This window comes from Bacteroidales bacterium (assembly GCA_013314715.1).
Taxonomy (GTDB): Bacteria; Bacteroidota; Bacteroidia; order Bacteroidales; family GWA2-32-17; genus Ch61.
The window spans coordinates 1-17791 of sequence record JABUFC010000052.1 but is presented as its reverse complement, the minus strand read 5'-3'; the positions used below and the strand labels follow the sequence as shown (position 1 = coordinate 17791).

Annotated in this window: 13 protein-coding genes and 1 pseudogene; 3 read left to right on the top strand and 11 right to left on the bottom strand. The window is 33.5% G+C overall.

What is annotated here, in order from left to right:
- Positions 1 to 517: 517 nt before the first annotated feature.
- The 3 genes and pseudogenes from HPY79_10835 to HPY79_10825 all read left to right on the top strand — a co-directional run bounded on the left by HPY79_10835 (position 518) and on the right by HPY79_10825 (position 5081).
- A pseudogene (locus tag HPY79_10835) lies at positions 518 to 2485 on the top strand (DNA primase).
- A 58-nt stretch (positions 2486 to 2543) separates the two neighbouring features.
- Complete coding sequence (locus HPY79_10830) at positions 2544 to 3824, top strand: peptidase M64 (protein NSW46296.1); 1281 nt, start codon at positions 2544 to 2546, stop codon at positions 3822 to 3824.
- A gap of 222 nt (positions 3825 to 4046) precedes the next feature.
- Positions 4047 to 5081, top strand: coding sequence for a glycosyltransferase (locus HPY79_10825; protein NSW46295.1), 1035 nt, complete (start codon positions 4047 to 4049; stop codon positions 5079 to 5081).
- Between the two features lie 2 nt (positions 5082 to 5083).
- Here HPY79_10825 and HPY79_10820 read toward each other — a convergent pair whose 3' ends face one another.
- The 11 genes from HPY79_10820 to HPY79_10770 all read right to left on the bottom strand — a co-directional run.
- Positions 5084 to 5530: a hypothetical protein gene (locus tag HPY79_10820; protein NSW46294.1), complete on the bottom strand. Its 447-nt coding sequence runs from the start codon at positions 5528 to 5530 to the stop codon at positions 5084 to 5086.
- A 92-nt stretch (positions 5531 to 5622) separates the two neighbouring features.
- Positions 5623 to 5898, bottom strand: a complete 276-nt coding sequence (locus tag HPY79_10815) for a heavy-metal-associated domain-containing protein (protein ID NSW46293.1) — start codon at positions 5896 to 5898, stop codon at positions 5623 to 5625.
- Between the two features lie 82 nt (positions 5899 to 5980).
- On the bottom strand, positions 5981 to 6409 hold the full coding sequence (locus HPY79_10810; GenBank protein NSW46292.1) for a hypothetical protein: 429 nt from the start codon (positions 6407 to 6409) through the stop codon (positions 5981 to 5983).
- The gene (locus HPY79_10805) at positions 6402 to 6974 is read right to left on the bottom strand and encodes an RNA polymerase sigma factor (protein NSW46291.1); all 573 of its coding nucleotides are present in this window, start codon (positions 6972 to 6974) and stop codon (positions 6402 to 6404) included. The genes HPY79_10810 and HPY79_10805 overlap by 8 nt, the downstream gene beginning before the upstream one ends.
- A gap of 4 nt (positions 6975 to 6978) precedes the next feature.
- Positions 6979 to 7938, bottom strand: coding sequence for a transketolase family protein (locus HPY79_10800; protein ID NSW46290.1), 960 nt, complete (start codon positions 7936 to 7938; stop codon positions 6979 to 6981).
- 12 nt (positions 7939 to 7950) lie between these two features.
- The gene (locus HPY79_10795; GenBank protein ID NSW46289.1) at positions 7951 to 9306 is read right to left on the bottom strand and encodes a VWA domain-containing protein; all 1356 of its coding nucleotides are present in this window, start codon (positions 9304 to 9306) and stop codon (positions 7951 to 7953) included.
- Entirely contained in the window at positions 9306 to 10151 is an 846-nt protein-coding gene (locus HPY79_10790; GenBank protein ID NSW46288.1) for a transketolase, read from the bottom strand. The genes HPY79_10795 and HPY79_10790 overlap by 1 nt, the downstream gene beginning before the upstream one ends.
- Positions 10152 to 10188: 37 nt before the next feature.
- Positions 10189 to 13302, bottom strand: coding sequence for an ATP-binding cassette domain-containing protein (locus tag HPY79_10785; GenBank protein NSW46287.1), 3114 nt, complete (start codon positions 13300 to 13302; stop codon positions 10189 to 10191).
- Between the two features lie 78 nt (positions 13303 to 13380).
- Positions 13381 to 13806, bottom strand: coding sequence for a hypothetical protein (locus HPY79_10780; protein NSW46286.1), 426 nt, complete (start codon positions 13804 to 13806; stop codon positions 13381 to 13383).
- Between the two features lie 14 nt (positions 13807 to 13820).
- Positions 13821 to 14735, bottom strand: coding sequence for a hypothetical protein (locus HPY79_10775; protein ID NSW46285.1), 915 nt, complete (start codon positions 14733 to 14735; stop codon positions 13821 to 13823).
- Between the two features lie 177 nt (positions 14736 to 14912).
- Positions 14913 to 17791 (bottom strand): PKD domain-containing protein (locus HPY79_10770; GenBank protein NSW46284.1); only part of this gene is annotated, 2879 nt, incomplete at its 5' end.

Genomic DNA, 17791 nt, shown 5'->3' with positions numbered 1-17791 from the left:
TAAGACTTATTATACTATAAAAATAAGTCAAGGAAAAGAACATAATTCTGTTATTAACGCTATTGCTTGTAAATTGGTAGCAAGATTATTCGCTGTAATTAAAAGACAAACGCCATACGTTTCAATTTTTTTACAAAATTTTTATCAAAAAAATTTGGTTATGTCTTAGAATACGATTCTTCTCTTAAAAAAGAGAAGAAGAAGCAATCTCCACCACACACACAACACAATTGTAACGAGCATCGGGAAGATTGCTTCTCCCGATTACTCGGGATCAAAACACCATGCCAACCCTTCATTCGCAATGACGAGAAGGGATGGCAATGACAAAAACGAGTTTTGCAAAGGTCTTACTATTAATATGCTCATTAAAATTTGTAATAAAAAAGAATAAACAAAACGCCATTTATGTTATTCTTTATTAAGCTAATAATGATTGGTTTGGCTTTTTCTTTAAAATTAAATATTTAATTTTAACTTTAATTGAATTACCTTTGAATAAAATTTCTGAACAAAAATGATTGACGATATTACTCGACAAAGAATTATTGACACCGCACAAATTGTTGAAGTAGTGGGTGAATTTGTTCAGTTAAAAAAAAGAGGAGCCAATTATATTGGCCTGTGTCCTTTTCATAATGAAAAAACACCTTCTTTTTCAGTATCCGAAAGCAAAGGTATTTTTAAATGTTTTGGCTGTGGTAAAGCCGGTAATGTCGTTAATTTTTTAATGGAACACGAAAAAATATCGTATGCAGATGCACTTCGCTGGCTTGCTAATAAATATCATATCGAAATAAAAGAAAAAGAGCTCACGCAAGAAGATATTGCACGCCAAAACGAACGTGAAAGTATTTTAGTCGCTACAAAATTTGCATACGATTTTTTTGTTCACCAATTGCACCACACAGACGAAGGTAAATCGTCCGGAATTAGCTATCTCGAAAAAAGAGGAGTTCGTTCAGATATTATTCAAAAATTTGGATTAGGTTACTCGCCATTATATAACCGTGCATTCTTTGAACATGCAATTAAAAAAGGATTTCAATCCGATATACTCCAAAAAGCTGGTTTGGTTAACAAAGGCCATTACGATAATTATTCGGGTCGTATTATTTTCCCTATTTTCAATCTTAGTGGCAATGTCGTAGGTTTTAGTGGTAGACGCTTGAGCAACGATGAAAACATTGCTAAATATTTTAACACTCCCGATACAGAAATTTTTCACAAAGGTCAACTTTTATTTGGCTTGTTTCAATCGAAGCGAGCTATTGTAGAAAAAGATCAATGTTATTTAGTAGAAGGCAACCTCGATGTTCTTGCAATGCATCAAATGGGGATGGAGAATGCCGTTGCTTCGCTTGGAACATCCCTTACTATAGAACAAATTCAACTCATTAAACGATTTACCAAAAATATTTGTTTATTATATGACGGCGACCCAGCTGGAATTAAAGCGGCCATAAGAGGAATTGATATTTTATTACAAGAAGGACTAAATATAAAAGTGGTTTTACTGCCCGAAAAACATGATCCCGATTCGTTCAGTAAAACGGTTACCGATGTTGAATTTAGAGCATATATTACTCAACACGAGCAAGATTTTATTCTGTTTAAATGCGGAATGTTACTCAAGGGGACTGAAAAAGATCCCATTAAGAGAGGCATTGCTTTTAAAGAAATAGTTAAAACGGTTTCGCTCATTCCCGACAATTTATTAAGAGCTGTTTATATTAAAGAAACTGCAAAACTTTTACAAGTTGATGAATCTACTCTACATCAGGAAGTGAGTACACTTCTTATTCAAAAAAAAACAGGCTATTCAAGCCCTATAGTAAAACCACAACCCATTACTCAGCCTAGCCTACCCGTACCTGCTTATGTTGAAGATTTTTATGTAGAAGAATTAGAAAACGAAATACTTAGAGTGTTACTCCTTTACGGAAACGAAACTTATTCAATAGAGTTAGATGAAAACACCAATGAAATTAAACATAAAATAACCATTGCAGAAGCGATTATATACGACCTGCTTAACGATGAATTGGAATTTAAAAACTTAATTTACAAACAAGTCTTTGAAATCATTCATCAGCAAATACAAGAATACAAATATTGTGATACCAAACCACTTATATATCACGAAAATGACCAAATTCGCGAAATAACAGCAACTTTGCTTAGCACACCTTATTATTCAGGAAAAATTTCTGGCCAAAGCGACCTGCTTTCTAAATATTTTAAACGTATTGGTATTTATGTAAAAAATGAAAAAGATTTTTTACAAGAAATTGTTAATCAATTATTATTACGATATAAACATAAACTCTTAGAAATTGCGATTAAAGATTCATACAATAAAATAGAAAAAGCACAACAATCAGAAATAGACGAGGAATTAATCAACCATGAGTTTACCAAAATTTATCAACTCACACAAATCATAAATAAAATTTCAAATAAGTTAAACCTTGTAGTACGATAATATCATGATTTTCATACCGATAAGACAAGTTATGACCTTAATTTAAAAATAATTACAGATGAAAACACTACTTTTATTTGCTGCATTTAGTCTCTTTTACTTTTATAATTATTGTCAAAATTCTTATTTACAATATTTTACAAAAGAGCGATTAAGAGTTGAGTATTACCTTACCGGCAAACAAAACGAGGCTCATATTACACTTGGTAATATTTATAAAGAACCTATTTGGGGCGGGAATGAAAAAAATCTTATCGATACTTTTAAATATGGTCATTACTTAGTAGAAGTTTATGACTCCACTGGACAACAATTGCTTTATTCAAAAGTTTTTTCGACACTCTTTCAAGAATGGCAATACACACCCGAAGCCAGAACAAAAACACGTACTTTTTTACATTGGATTTCGCTTCCTTTCCCTAAGCACACCATACAAATTGTATTTTACGAAAGAAATAAAAAAAATAACTTTATAGAACTTTATCGAGAATCAATAAATCCCCTATCGCCACTTATTATTGCAGAGAAACCCGATCGTTATGCTATTGTTGATTATATTAAAAATGGCGAGTGTTCCGAAAAAATCGATATTGCAATAGTTGCCGAAGGATATACTAACGGACAAATGGAAAAATTTGAACAAGATGCCAAACGACTTACCGACGCTCTTTTTAACGTAAGCCCTTTTAAAGAAAATAAGCACCTTTTTAATATTTATTTTGTAAAGACCCCTTCGGAAGAGCAAGGCACAGATTTCCCTCATAAAAATATATGGAAAAAAACAGCCCTTGACACACGTTTTTATACATTCGAAACCGACCGTTACATTTCTGTTTATAATTATGCTCCTTTGGGTAAAGCACTTGCTAATGTTGCTTACGATCAAATTATTGTACTTGTTAACACCAAAGCATACGGTGGTGGTGGTATTTATAATTATTATAGCGTTGCTGTTGCTGATAACTTTTTTGCCGATTATGTTTTTATACACGAATTTGGTCATGCTTTTGCTGGTTTAGCTGATGAATACGACGATGCCGATGAGTCGAATGCTGATTTTTACGATTTAACGGTGGAACCATGGGAACCCAATATCACCACATTGGTGGCTTTCGACAAAAAATGGAAAAATACGGTCGATAAAAAAACACCGATCCCTACTCCATTAGACAAAAACTACGAACACAAAATAGGCGCATTTGAGGGAGCCGGATACAATAAAAAAGGAATGTATAGACCAACTCCCACTTGTATTATGCGTTCGCTCGACAAACTTGAATTTTGCCCAGTTTGCCAAAAGGCTATTAAAGATATTATTCTATTTAATAGTCAGCCATAATTCCTTTATGTTTATTGCAATGACGGTATTATATTTTCTCGTATCTTTGCCATTATCATATTGTATATGCTCGTAATGATTATCTTATTTTGGCTCTCTATCGTGCTTGTTTTTCATACCTATATCTTTTTTCCTGTTTTTTTATCTTTTTTATATCGTTTAAAATTTAAACATTTACTAAAACACAATAACGCAAATCAACAACTACCTGTATCAATTTTAATGGCAGCTTATAATGAAGAAGCAGTGATTGAACAAAAAATTGAAAGCATTTTTAAAAGTAACTATCCAAAAGAACTTATTGAAGTGTGGGTTGGGTCTGATAATTCGTCAGATGCAACTAACGAGATTTTGAACAAACTTGCACAAAAGTACCCACAATTACACCCTGTTTTTTTTCATGAACGAAACGGCAAGATTAAAATCATTAATCAATTGGTCGAAAAGGCAAATGCAGAAATACTCATCATTACCGATGCTAATGTTATTTTTGACAAAAACACAATAAGTCAATTATGCTCATCTATTGAAGCAGAACACGTAGGGCTTGTTGATACACGAATGATGCATAGTGGAATAACCTGCGATGGTATTTCGCAACAAGAAAATTTTTATATCAGCAACGAAGTTAAAATAAAATACTATGAAAGTCAGCTTTGGGGCACCATGATGGGTCCTTTTGGCGGTTGCTATGCCGTAAAAAAAACGTTGTTTAAGCCTGTTCCAGAAAACTTTCTTGTGGACGATTTTTTTATTAATATGCAAGTGCTTGTTGAAGGCTTTAAAGCGATTAATAACCCACAAGCCATTGTAATAGAAGACGTGTCGAACGATTTAAAACATGAATTTAAACGAAAAATTCGCATTGCCACAGGCGATTTTCAAAACTTTTGGCATTTTTTGCCTTTTACCATCAAAAATCTTTTTAAGCCGGTAGGGTTTTGTTTCGTATCGCACAAGATTTTACGTTGGTTTACACCTATTTTGCTCATCTTTGCTTTTTTGGACTTAACTTTGTTAAGTTTCTTTGGTTATCAGACTTATTTTTACCTTTGGTTAATAGGCTTGTTTTTTATTTTTCTGGTGCTAGTGGAACGAATTTTATCTGCAGTCAATATTCATATAAAATACCTTCGTTTATTAACCCACTTTTTTTATATGAACATAGCGCTATTGATTGGATTTTTGCGTTTTATAAATGGTGTAAATAGCAGTATTTGGACACCTACTCCACGATTACAAAGTAAAAAAGAATAAATTTATTCTTCTTTTTGTGCCGGACAATTTTTTAATTGTTTCAACAATTCACGTTTAAACATACGATCAGAAGTATAAAGAATCATTACTTTCTTAATGGGCAAAACTTTTTTGAATTTAATATGATAATCGGCCAGTAACTTTGCTTCTGCTTGTTCTAATTCTATATACTTATCCGTTAGGTCAACCATTTCTTTTTCGCTAAGATTATCCGCTTTCATCATTTTTTGAGCTAAACTTCGCTGAGCATCGAAAAGATCGTCTTTCTTTTTTTCGTATTCATTATAAATAGGCCAAAACACTTGAGCTTCCTGAACCGATAAATCAAGTTTCTGCGTTAAAAATGCTATTTTTTGCGATTTTATTTGTTCCTGATGTTTACAAGTATTCGGCTGGGCTAATAAGCTATTAGCAACCAACATCAAGATAAATAAATTAATGATTTTCATACATGTAATATTTTATTGATTTTTTTATTCTTACTCGTTTGGTGGTCTGAATATACTCTCATGGTTCTTTCTTAATATTAATGACAAAAAAATTATTCTTCTTTACTCATCCTTCCAATAGCACAGCTAACATACGACTTCATGTTTTTTATTAATGAATTATTACCTTTCTCGGGATAACCTAATTTTGAAAGTGTCTGTACAAAATCTTCTCGAGTTAGCAATTTTTCATCGTATTCTATTTCTACCAATTCTAAATCAATTTTAACTTCTACTTTTAATACTCCATTCATTTTTGCTATACTTTTTTTAATAGTATTAGCACATCCATGACATTTTAAATTTTCAATTGCAATTTCGGTTTTCATATATAATTATTTTTTTATTTTTAACATTAAGGTTCTCATCATTTTTACGAAATAAATTTATTCTCATGGCTATTTCATGATATTACTGATTTAAATAATCAGACAATACTGATTCATGAATATTTTCGTCTATCAAATAATTTTCAACTTCTTGAGCGTTTATAGGTGTTTCATTTTCAGTTAAAACATCTAAAATATCTTGCTCGTTTACATGTTGCAATACAACATCATCGTAACTTACGCTTTGAGCAAGTGTTTCTTTAGAAATAGTTGGCTTTTCTATTATTACATTGAAAACAAAATAAGAAACTAAGAAAAATCCAATAAAAGCGGCTGCAATGCTAAGTTGTCGTTTAATAATTAATCGTTTGGGCGTTTTTTCCTGCTGAACCGGCAAATCATTTATTTGCTTGAGCACCTTATCAGGAAAAGAATCAAAATAGCCCTCGGGGACGCTAAATGGTTGTTTTTTATGTAAATCGTTCTGATTCATATTGCTTTGACTATTCATTTAAGCTAAGGTTTAATGACTGCTTTAAATTTTTTTCGATTTTTTTCACTGCATGATGATATGATGCTTTTAGTGCTCCTACCGAAGTCTCCAATATTTCTGCCATGTCTTCGTAGGGTATCTCATCGTAATAACGCATATTAAAAACGATGCGTTGCTTCTCGGGCAGTGTCAATATTGCTTTTTGGAGTGCCAATTCGGCCTCATCACCGTTAAAATAAGGGTCAGATTCTAATCGAACATTCCATTCGGCACTTAAATTATCAATATTGAAAAAGGTTCTTTTATTTTTATTTCGCAAAAAAGTAAGTGCTTCATTGGTAGCAATTCGATACAACCATGTATAAAGTTTTGATTGCTGCTTAAAATCTGTTAATGAATTCCACACTTTAATAAAAGTATTTTGAAGCACATCGTCGGTATCATCGTGGTCGAGTAAAATTTTTCGAATGTGCCAATACAAAGGTTGCTGGTATTTTTCAACTAATTCCCTAAAAGCAAGATGTGAAGTTTCGGCTTGTAAAATATCGTGAATAATCTCGTTATCGTTACGATGCAACTTCATTTATTTAGCTGTTTTTACGGGCTATAACTCGTAATGCAGCTTCAACAATAGCTTGTGTTGTTAATCCGTACTTTTCCATAAGTTGATCGGGCGTACCACTTTCGCCAAAGCAATCGTTCATTGCTACCATTTCTATAGGAGTAGGAATAGTAGAAGAGAGATATTGGGCAACGGCATCGCCTAAACCGCCATTTCTTAAATGTTCTTCGGCTGTAACCACACAACGAGTTTTTAATACCGATGTTAAGACGCTTTTATCATCGAAAGGTTTAATGGTGTGCATATTTATTATTTCGGCTTTAATGCCCTTTTCTAATAAAATATCCCAAGCTTCGAGTGCTTTCCAAAGCATATGACCGGTAGCAATAATCGTAACATCGGTACCCTCTTCGAACGTAATAGCTTGCCCAATAACAAATGGTTGTTCGAGCGAAGTAAAAACTGGCACCGCCGGACGTCCAAACCTTAAATAAACAGGTCCTTGATGTTCAGCAGCAGCATACGTAGCTAAAATAGTTTGGTTGTAGTCGCATGGGTTAATTACTACCATATTGGGCATCATACGCATAAGTCCCATATCTTCCATAATCTGGTGAGTGGCTCCATCTTCGCCTAAACTAATTCCTGCATGCGATGCTGCAATTTTTACATTTTTATTGGAATAAGCTACTACTTGTCGAATTTGGTCGTAAACCCTTCCAGTAGAGAAATTAGCAAAAGTACCTGTAAAAGGGATAAAACCCGCATTGGCTAAGCCTGCTGCTATTCCAATCATATTAGCTTCGGCAATACCTGTCTGAATAAAGCGTTCAGGAAAATCTTTTACAAAAGCATCCATCTTTAATGATCCAATTAAATCGGCACAAAGAGCCACCACTTTTGGGTTCTTTTTTCCTAATTCGTGCAATGCTACGCCAAATCCTGAACGTGTATCTTTTTTCTCACTTGCAATATATTTCTTCATACTAAATTATGTTTATTTTACAACGATTGGTATTGATGTATCACTTTTTATGGTAAATTTTTTTTCAATAGAATAAGCTGTTTTTTTAATATTCTTACTTCTCCAAACAACCCTATAATTACCTGGTAAAAGAATAAAGGTTTGACGTGTACTTTCGTCTAAATTAACCACCCATTCTAGTTGATTATCTTTTTCAAGTAAAATAGATCCAATACCAGGTGCGTCAAACATAAGCGTAACCATGCCGGGGTTAGGAATCTGTACGGTAGTAGTATGATTGGGGCGAATATTGACATCGTTGATATACAAACGGGGCAATGTAAGCATCTCTAAATCGTAGTTACCAATCAATAATTTTGAAACTTCATTTAAACCTGTAACATGCAATATGGTAGGTTTATTTTTCTGTCTAATCAAATATTTTATATCTTTAAAATATTGCATATTGGCTTTCACTGTCAAAAAACCTTGTGCCGCATTAGTGCCAACAATCGTGTGCTTACCTGGCGTAAGTTTAATACTATCAATACTAACAGGTGGAATTGTATGTGCTACCATTTTGTATGTAATTAAGGGGTCGAGAACAAGCGTATCGGGATTTCCTTTATTGTTAAGTGTATGAACAAAATTGTAAATTATTTTTCCGCTTTTTTTATCGTAAAATGTAATTGGGACATCGGTCTCGGTAGGATTCTCGTTAATATCTAGCAAATTAACTTGTAAAGTGGTATTATTTAATGCTTGAGAAATAACAATGCCCATTACATCTTTAAATTGTTTTTCGCTCGATGCATCGAAATATTGCCCAACACATTCAAATGTTTTTTTAAAATCGGCATCTAAACCAATACCAATAACGAAAGGTTTAAGAATAATGCCTTGTTTTTGCAATTCAATAGAAACGGCACAGGGATCGCCATCGCAAGCCTCTACTCCATCGGTAATAAGAATAATAATATTTCTACTGGGTGTACTTTTAGGAAAATCGAGTGCGGCAGCTTCGAGCGAGCGAGCAATAGGTGTAGTTCCTTTTGGCTCAATTTTTTGAATAACACTTTTTATTTCGTCGATATTGTTTTTATGAAAAGGTACTTCTAAGCGTGTATCGCTACAATCTTGCGGAGGGACAGGTTTTTGATGTCCATAAACGCGTAATGCTACTTCAACATTTTCAACGTATTTTAAGCTATCGAGCATTTGTGAAAGCATTCGTTTAGCAATATTCATACGAGTATCTGATCCCCATCGCGAATACATGCTTTGCGAAGCATCGAAAACAAACAAAATTCGGGTAAGCGAAGGAGCGTTTTGGTTGCTTGCAACTAATGATAATAGAAAGAAAAATATTATTAACGAAATTGATTTCATTAAAAATCTCCTATGGTTTCTTTAAGCTGAGCTAATGCTTTTTCGGCTTGTTCATCGTTGGGTGCATTACCATGCCATTTATGAGTACCCATCATAAAATCAACTCCCATTCCCATTTCGGTTTTCATTAATATAACAGTGGGTATTCCTTTACCGGTAATTGTTTTTGCATGCTGAAGGATATTAACAACTTGTTGCATATCGTTGCCATTCATTTCTAATACTTGCCATCCAAAGCTTTCCCATTTTGCTTTAAGATTTCCTAACGAAAGTACTTGGTCAACGGGTCCATCAATTTGTTTACCGTTATAATCGACAACTGCAATAATATTATCAACTCTTTTAGCAGCAGCAAACATAATAGCTTCCCAATTTTGTCCTTCTTGTAGTTCGCCATCGCCGGTTAACACAAATACATGATGTGGGTCGTTTTGCATTTTTTTGGCAATAGCTGCTCCTACGGCAACAGACAAGCCCTGTCCAAGCGATCCACTTGCAATTCGCACACCAGGCAGGTGTTCGGCTGGGGTGGGATGTCCTTGTAAGCGTGTGTTTATTTTTCTGAACGTAGCTAATTCTGAAACAGGGAAATAACCTCTGCGAGCCAATACGCTATACCAAACTGGCGAAATATGACCATTCGACAGGAAAAACATATCTTCGCCAACTCCTTCCATCGTAAATTTTTCGGGTGTTGCATCTAATACATTAAAATATAAACCAACCATAAAGTCTGCACAACCTAAAGACCCTCCCGGATGTCCTGATTTTGCACCATGAACCATGCGAATAATATCACGACGAACTTGTGTCGCCAATAATTCTAACTCTTGAATATTTATCATAAATAAAGTAATTTATAAAACCCAAAAACGATATATTTTACTTTTTCTTGTTTAGTTTTCTTTTTCTCATTTTATCTTGAAAATATTCTCCACTTTCGAGTAATTTACGTAATAAATTATAATATACCGTAATAAATAAGATAACTGACATTAAAAAAATTATTAAAATATTATACCAAAATGTATCTATATATAATCCATAAATATTTTTTCGTGGGGCATAAAATTGAGCTGTAAAAAAGCCTGGTTTAGGATCTAAAAAGATTGGATCTGCTTTTTGATATAAATGATGATTATATTCAACAATTTTATTCATTTCGGTTTCGTTTCGAACAAACTCTTTAAGGTTATCATTAAAGTAATCTCTTTTTAACTGAATAAATGCTTCTTTCTTTTCTGGTGTATCTTGTAATGAAGTCATTAAAATATCGCGTTCGTTGCTAGCTTTATTATACTTATCTATATAATATTTATTTAACTTACTGAAGTAATCTTCTAAAGTTTTTAAAGTATTTTCATTCACATTTTCGTATGTAACTTTATTGATATCAATAGGACATTTTATTTTTTTATTCTTTTTGTTTTCATCGTTAATTTCGTTTTGTAGTAATAAAATGGCATCCTCTATTACTTGTTTTTTTGAAGGATCTTTTTTATACATTCTGATGTCAATTATTTTATTAAGCAACGACCTTAGCCAAAAATCTTTTCTGAAGTTTGCATAGCTGGTAATTTTATCGTAAGAATAAAATTGTTTTTCATATTTATTTTCTTTAAACTGATAAACGGCTAAGGCTTCGTATGCCCATCGAGCTGTAATTATTTGACCATAAAATGGAATAGCACTTGGACTACTAATATCGGGGTTTAGTTTATCGTATTTTACAATAATACCACTTAAAATAAGTTGAGGTATAACAAGGAAGGGAATTAAAATATAAATAGTTACAGCCGAATTAAAGGCATCAGAAATATTTAATCCCATTAAGTTTGACGAGAGCCAAGTAATAAAGAGTACTAACCAATATTGCCAATACATGCCATGGATACCCAAAACGGTATTTCCAACTAACACAAATACCAATGACTGATATGCCGAAAGCATTATTAAAATAAAGGTTTTGCTAAATAAATAGCTTCCCCAACTTAAATGTAAATACTTTTCTCGTTTTAATATCTTTTTATCTCTAAATATTTCTTCAGCACTTACTGTAAGTCCCACAAATATAGCTACAATAACCGACATAAAAAGATAAACCGGTATATTGCTGTTTTCGCTAAATTTATATCCAATATCGTTTGAGGCATCTACGCTGTAATACCGAATAATAAACGAAAGTAAAAAAGCTAGCAAGGGCGATTCAATAAGATTTATGATCATATATTGTTTATTCGCAAATTTTGCCAGCGTATCACGTATAGCAAATATTCTAAATTGTTTAAATTTATTAGGAATTTTAAAAAATATGGATGGTAATTTAAATGTATGATCTAATTCGGGTTTTGACACTATATTATTAAAAGTATCTGCCTCTTTAAAATATTGATGCCATTCTGTGGGTGCAATTCTACGGGTACGTGTTGGGTTTCCATATTCATCCAAAACGGGCATTTCAACAATATTAAAAATCTGCTCCGGATTTACATTACCACAGGTTGGACATTCGCTCTCGCTCCAATTTGCCTGATGCGTTTTGGATTTAAAATACATGATCGATTCTACCGGATTACCATCGTATATTAAATAGCCACCCGTATCGAGAATCAATAACTTATCGAACATTTTAAAGATTTCAGACGATGGCTGGTGAATGACAACGAAAATAAGTTTCCCTTTAAAAGATAACTCTTTTAATAGGTCTAAAATATTTTCAGAATCGCGTGAAGATAAACCTGATGTTGGTTCATCTAAAAACAAAATTGCTGGTTCACGGATTAATTCTAATGCAATATTAAGTCGTTTGCGTTGTCCACCACTAATTTTTTTATTCAATGGTGAGCCCACTTTCATATCGCGGATTTCGTAAAGCCCCAGATTTTGTAAAGTTTTTAAAACTAATCGAATAATTTGAAATTCATTTAAATTATCGAAACAGAGTTTAGCATTGTAATATAAATTCTGAAATACCGTTAAATCTTCAATTAACAAATCATCTTGCGAAACATACCCAATTAATCCTTCTAATTCTTTATTATTTTCGTCGTATATACTTAAATTATTTATAAGCACATCGCCTTCGGTAGGCGGATAACTACCATTTAATACATTAAGCAAGGTTGTTTTACCAGCTCCACTTGCTCCCATAATCCCAACCATATTGCCCGACTCAGCAAAAAACGACATCTTATGAATGCCAATTTCTCCACCTTTAAAACGATATTCTATATCTTTTGCTTCAAAAATAACCTTTGAATCAGAAAGTTGTTCGTTAAAAATTGCAATAACATCCGAATAATAAATAGGTGCGAATTTGGTTGAAGCACGAAGTGTGCCACCAGGAGTAAAAACATATACCTTTTCGTGTTGAATAAGCTGACTATTTAAAAACAACTCTTTGGTTCCTAAATATCTAAATAAATAAAGGTTAGCTGTTCTTATATGAAAAAAACGTATTTGACCTTCGAAAGCTTCTCTATATAAATGCTTTACCTTAGGATGCTCAAAATTTTGATTATTATCTACCAATAAAATCCTTGAAGAATTTGGTATAGTGTTATAGTCGTATAAAATAAAAGCCTTTAAACGAACAAATTCTTCGTGTGGAATTAAGAATGTATCAGAAACAGCTTCGACAAATTCAATTTCTTGATCTGAAATAACTTCAGAATCGGATTTAATAAATTCAAATAAACGTGTAAGTACAATTACTTTTTGTTTTACAGTCAGTTCTTCGTTAATTGCAGTGCATATTTTTAGAACTTTAACTGAACTTCCTGCAATACGTTTCTTTTTTTTGGTCGAATCTTCGTCTGCTACTTGGTATTGACGATAAAAATCATCGAATACTTCGAGATATTCGTTAACAAGCTCAGTGTTTAATTGTTGTTTTAAAAACGAACCTACAACTAATCTACGCTCAGCTAAATTACTATCTGGTCGAGCAATAATTGCAAAAAGCTGCATTAAAGCTTTTAATATTCTTTCACTCATAAAACACTTTTTTTAATAAAAAAAGGCATTGCAAATAAATACAATGCCCTTGTGTTAAATTTTTTAAGCATTTCTATATTATTGTTGTTTAAAACCTATGAGCATATTTACTAATCCCGACCCACTACGAGCAGAAGGATCTAATTCAGCTTCTATGATGCAATCAATAGTCGACGTAAACTTAAAATCCCAATAGGTTGAATTTTTATAATCTCTATTAGAAAATAATAAATGACGTTCTTTATCATAAAGTGAAAAGATGAGATTACCTTCGGTTTGTCCCGTGGCAGCAGCAATACGATAAACTGTTCCACCATAAAAAGTAACATGAAATTCAGCAATTTCATCGCCCGTTATAAGCGCTTTATAGACTTGTCCATCTGATATATATGGAGGAACAATATATTTAGAGCAAAGAGAAAGAGTGACATCGCTCTGAGCCGATAATGATCCGCGAATAATTATCACTAAGAAAAAGAATATAGAAAGTTTTAGCCTTTTCATAATATATATATTTATTATTTTACAATATTATTTCTTATTTTTTCAATTTTTTCTGTAATCGTTTTTAGTTGTTGATCGGTAAAATTAACTTGTGATTTACTATTAATAACAGTAAGTTTATTTTTCTCATCAACTGTGGGTGGTGCATAAGTATATGAAACATCAATACCGTCAAAATCATATGCTAGATCAATAAGTTGATCGGTTAACTCAGCATATTCTTTAGATGTATTATAATAGGGCGATAATAATTTAATAAGGTTATCTAAAGGATGTTTTTGCTCTGCTATTCGCGTAAGAATTTCTGGCTTATTAGCTTGTTTTGCCAATTGTGTGAGCATATAGGTACTTTCTATCCAACCTCCTGCCAAAACCAATACACCAATATCATTTCTATTATTATCTTTTAAATATTGATCGGCTTTTCTGTATGAGGTTGAAACAATGTACATTAAAGAATCTTTATTACCTATATTACTTTCAATTCGATTAACCGTTTTTTTATCAAAAGCATTTTCAATATTAAGTTCTTGAGATAAAATTTTAACAACAGAAAAATACTGAATAGCATCAGAGTTTTGTTCATAAAGTGTTAAATATCCTAAATCAGAACCATAAATACCCATATTTAACGCTTTATCAAAGTTTGTAACATAATTATGTGATTTGTTGTAAGGATTTAGCATATTTTTATTATAAGTAAGATTTGCCCTTTTAACTAAAAAAGCTATTTCGTAGGGCGAAGGCATACTAAATAAAGTATTGTCAAATTTTACTAAAGTAGATGCATTCGAATCAATGCTATTTGCAATTTTATCTTCTACTTGATCGTCTTTTGTGTCTCCTCCACACGAAGAAAACAACATTGCAAGTGCAAATAAACTAAAAACAGGCACGGCTGTTATTCGTAAAATCCTGTAAAACACCATAATATTATTTTTGACAAATGAATATGCAAGTAAGAAAAAAAAGTCGAAACTTCAAAATATTTTTTTAATATGATTTAAATAATGTCTATTTTTTTATTGTGCAATTTTATTTATTTATATATTTTAAAATAAAAAAAGCCATCTTAATGATGGCTTTTTTTATAATGTTAATACTTATTATAGTCTATCAATTACCATATTAGCATAAACAAGTTTTTCTCCCATTTGAACAGTTATTCTATAAACTCCTTTTGAAACATTCTTTAAATCCATAGGAATTTGCATTTTGGAAGAAACTTTGTTCATATCGGTAGTGACTACCCTACGACCATTTTCATCGTAAACAGTAACTGTTATCTTACCCGTATAGGACGATGATAAATTCAAATTAAACTTACCATTGTTGGGATTAGGATAAGCACTTAAGCTTAGTTCACTATTGATAACAGCAACATTATCAATAATTACATTGATGTTTTGACTAGCAGTATCAGAACCACAAGCATTGGCTACGATTAACTGTACATTATACATTCCATCAACGGTATATGTATGCATTGGGTTTTGATTATTATCAGTATTACCATCACCAAAGTCCCATGTCCATGAATCTGCATTAACAGAAGCATCGGTAAATTGAATTTGTCCCATACCTAAATCTGTATAAGTAAATGCTGCTTGTGCCAATGGAATAACTGTAATAGTAATAGATTCTGTTGCCGAACATGCTCCATTAGTACCAGTAACAGTATAAGTTATGGTTTGATCAGGTGTAGCATCAACATTAGAACCCGTTGTAGCGCTTAAATAAGTTGCAGGAGACCATGTATAATCATTAGCACCTGTCGCTGTTAATGTTACTGTTTGACCTAAGCAAATAGTATCTGCAGATGCAGTAAGTGACATAACAGGAGCTCCATCTTCAAGTATTTCAGCTTGAGCAACAGTTGAACAATTGCCATCGTTTACAGTTAATGAGTAAACTCCAGCTGCTAAACCAGTAGCTAAAGCGGTTGTTTGACTACCAGCATTTACATCCCATAAGTATGTATAATTACCGGTGCCATTGCTTACAAAAGCTTCTGCTGTACCAGTTGCACCACCACAAACTGTATTGGTAACATTGATAACAACGCTCGGTACTTCATTTACTATAACCGTTACATAGTCGCTTGCCTCACAACCATTAGCATCTGTAACAGTAACATAATATAAGGTTGTAGTAGTAGGACTTACAGTAATCGTTTGGGTATTATCATTTGTTCCCCATAAATATGATACACCTCCATTAGCTGTAAGTGTTGCTGATTGACCTTGACAGATTGCTACATCTGAGCCGGCATCTGCAACAGGCAAAGGATTAACACTAACAACAACATCATCTACATTTGTACAACCATTTGCATCTGTTACTGTTACACTATAGGTTGTGTTGGTAGTAGGCGATACTGTTATTGAATTAGTATTAGATCCAGTATTCCATTCATATGAAACACCTCCATTGGCAGTTAAAACAGCATTATTACCAATACAAATAGCAACATCTTGACCAGCATCAGCTACTGGTAAAGTATTCACAGTTACAGTTACACTACCTAAAGTAGAGCAGCCATAGCTATTTGAAACAGTAACATCATATGTTGTAGTAATTGCTGGAGTTACAATAATTGAAGCGGTATTTTCACTCGTACTCCACAAATAACTATCACCACCTGTGGCCGTCAATGTAATACTACTTCCTTCGCATATAGTTGTGTTAGAAGTTAAAGTAATTACTGGAATAGGATTTACAATAACAGTAACATTATCGGTAGCAGAACATCCATCCGTAGATGTTACAGTAACAGTATAAATTGTTGTAACTGTTGGACTAACAGTAATTGCTGCAGTGTTTTCATTGGTACTCCAGAGATATGAATCACCACCTGAAGCTAATAAATTAGCTGACTCACCTTCGCAAATAGAAATATCTGTACCTGCATCTGCTACAGGCAATGGATTGACTGTAATAGTTATAGTACCAACAACATCGTTAAATCCATCATTAACTGTTACTGTATATGTTGTAGTCTGTGTTGGAGCAACAATAGGATTTGAAATATTTGAACTAAATCCATTAGGATTTGAACTCCAATTATATGTATAAGTACCACTTCCTCCAGATACATTTGCTATTAATTGGCTCGTACTACCATTACAAATAATATTTGGAGTAGCAGTTAAATTAATTGTTAATGGGCCTCCTGTAACAGTAACAACAACTTGATCGGTTGATGAGCATCCAGTTACTTGATCGGTTGCAGTTAAAGTAAATGTAGTTGTAGAATTCAAATTAACTGTTGCTGTTGTAGCATTGGTTGAATTTACAACTAAAGCAGCAGGATCCCAAGCAAAATTATAGAAACCAGATCCACCAGAAGCCAAACCATTCAATGTAGTGTTCGTACCAAATGGAATAGAAACATCAGCTCCAGCATTTACAACGGGTAAAGCATTCACCGTTACCGTTGCATTGGCGGTTGCGGTACAACCAGCAGCATTGGTTACAGTTACTGTATAAGTCGTTGTTGAAGCTGGATTTACAGTTACAGCGGCGGTCGTTGCACCGGTACTCCAGTTGTAGCTGCTGCCACCACTGGCGGTTAAGGTGGTGCTACCATCGGCACAGATGCTTGCACTTGCAGGGGTTATCGCAGCTGTCGGTAAAGCATTGACGGTTACCGTTGCATTGGCGGTTGCGGTACAACCAGCAGCATTGGTTACAGTTACTGTATAAGTCGTTGTTGAAGCTGGATTTACAGTTACAGCGGCGGTCGTTGCACCGGTACTCCAGTTGTAGCTGCTGCCACCACTAGCGGTTAAGGTGGTGCTACCACCTGCACAGATAGTTGCACTTGCAGGGGTTATCGCGGCTGTCGGTAAAGCATTGACCGTTACCGTTGCATTGGCGGTTGCGGTACAACCGGCGGCGTTGGTTACAGTTACTGTATAAGTCGTTGTTGAAGCCGGATTTACGGTTACAGCGGCGGTCGTTGCACCGGTACTCCAGTTGTAGC

Excerpts from the sequence above, each read along its gene's own strand:
- HPY79_10785 (NSW46287.1), bottom strand. The coding sequence starts at position 13,302 with ATGAGTGAAAGAATATTAAAAGCTTTAATGCAGCTTTTTGCAATTATT.
- HPY79_10775 (NSW46285.1), bottom strand. The coding sequence starts at position 14,735 with ATGGTGTTTTACAGGATTTTACGAATAACAGCCGTGCCTGTTTTTAGT.
- HPY79_10830 (NSW46296.1), top strand. The coding sequence starts at position 2,544 with ATGAAAACACTACTTTTATTTGCTGCATTTAGTCTCTTTTACTTTTAT.
- HPY79_10790 (NSW46288.1), bottom strand. The coding sequence starts at position 10,151 with ATGATAAATATTCAAGAGTTAGAATTATTGGCGACACAAGTTCGTCGT.
- HPY79_10820 (NSW46294.1), bottom strand. The coding sequence starts at position 5,530 with ATGAAAATCATTAATTTATTTATCTTGATGTTGGTTGCTAATAGCTTA.
- HPY79_10825 (NSW46295.1), top strand. The coding sequence starts at position 4,047 with ATGGCAGCTTATAATGAAGAAGCAGTGATTGAACAAAAAATTGAAAGC.
- HPY79_10810 (NSW46292.1), bottom strand. The coding sequence starts at position 6,409 with ATGAATAGTCAAAGCAATATGAATCAGAACGATTTACATAAAAAACAA.
- HPY79_10800 (NSW46290.1), bottom strand. The coding sequence starts at position 7,938 with ATGAAGAAATATATTGCAAGTGAGAAAAAAGATACACGTTCAGGATTT.
- HPY79_10780 (NSW46286.1), bottom strand. The coding sequence starts at position 13,806 with ATGAAAAGGCTAAAACTTTCTATATTCTTTTTCTTAGTGATAATTATT.
- HPY79_10815 (NSW46293.1), bottom strand. The coding sequence starts at position 5,898 with ATGAAAACCGAAATTGCAATTGAAAATTTAAAATGTCATGGATGTGCT.
- HPY79_10805 (NSW46291.1), bottom strand. The coding sequence starts at position 6,974 with ATGAAGTTGCATCGTAACGATAACGAGATTATTCACGATATTTTACAA.
- HPY79_10795 (NSW46289.1), bottom strand. The coding sequence starts at position 9,306 with ATGAAATCAATTTCGTTAATAATATTTTTCTTTCTATTATCATTAGTT.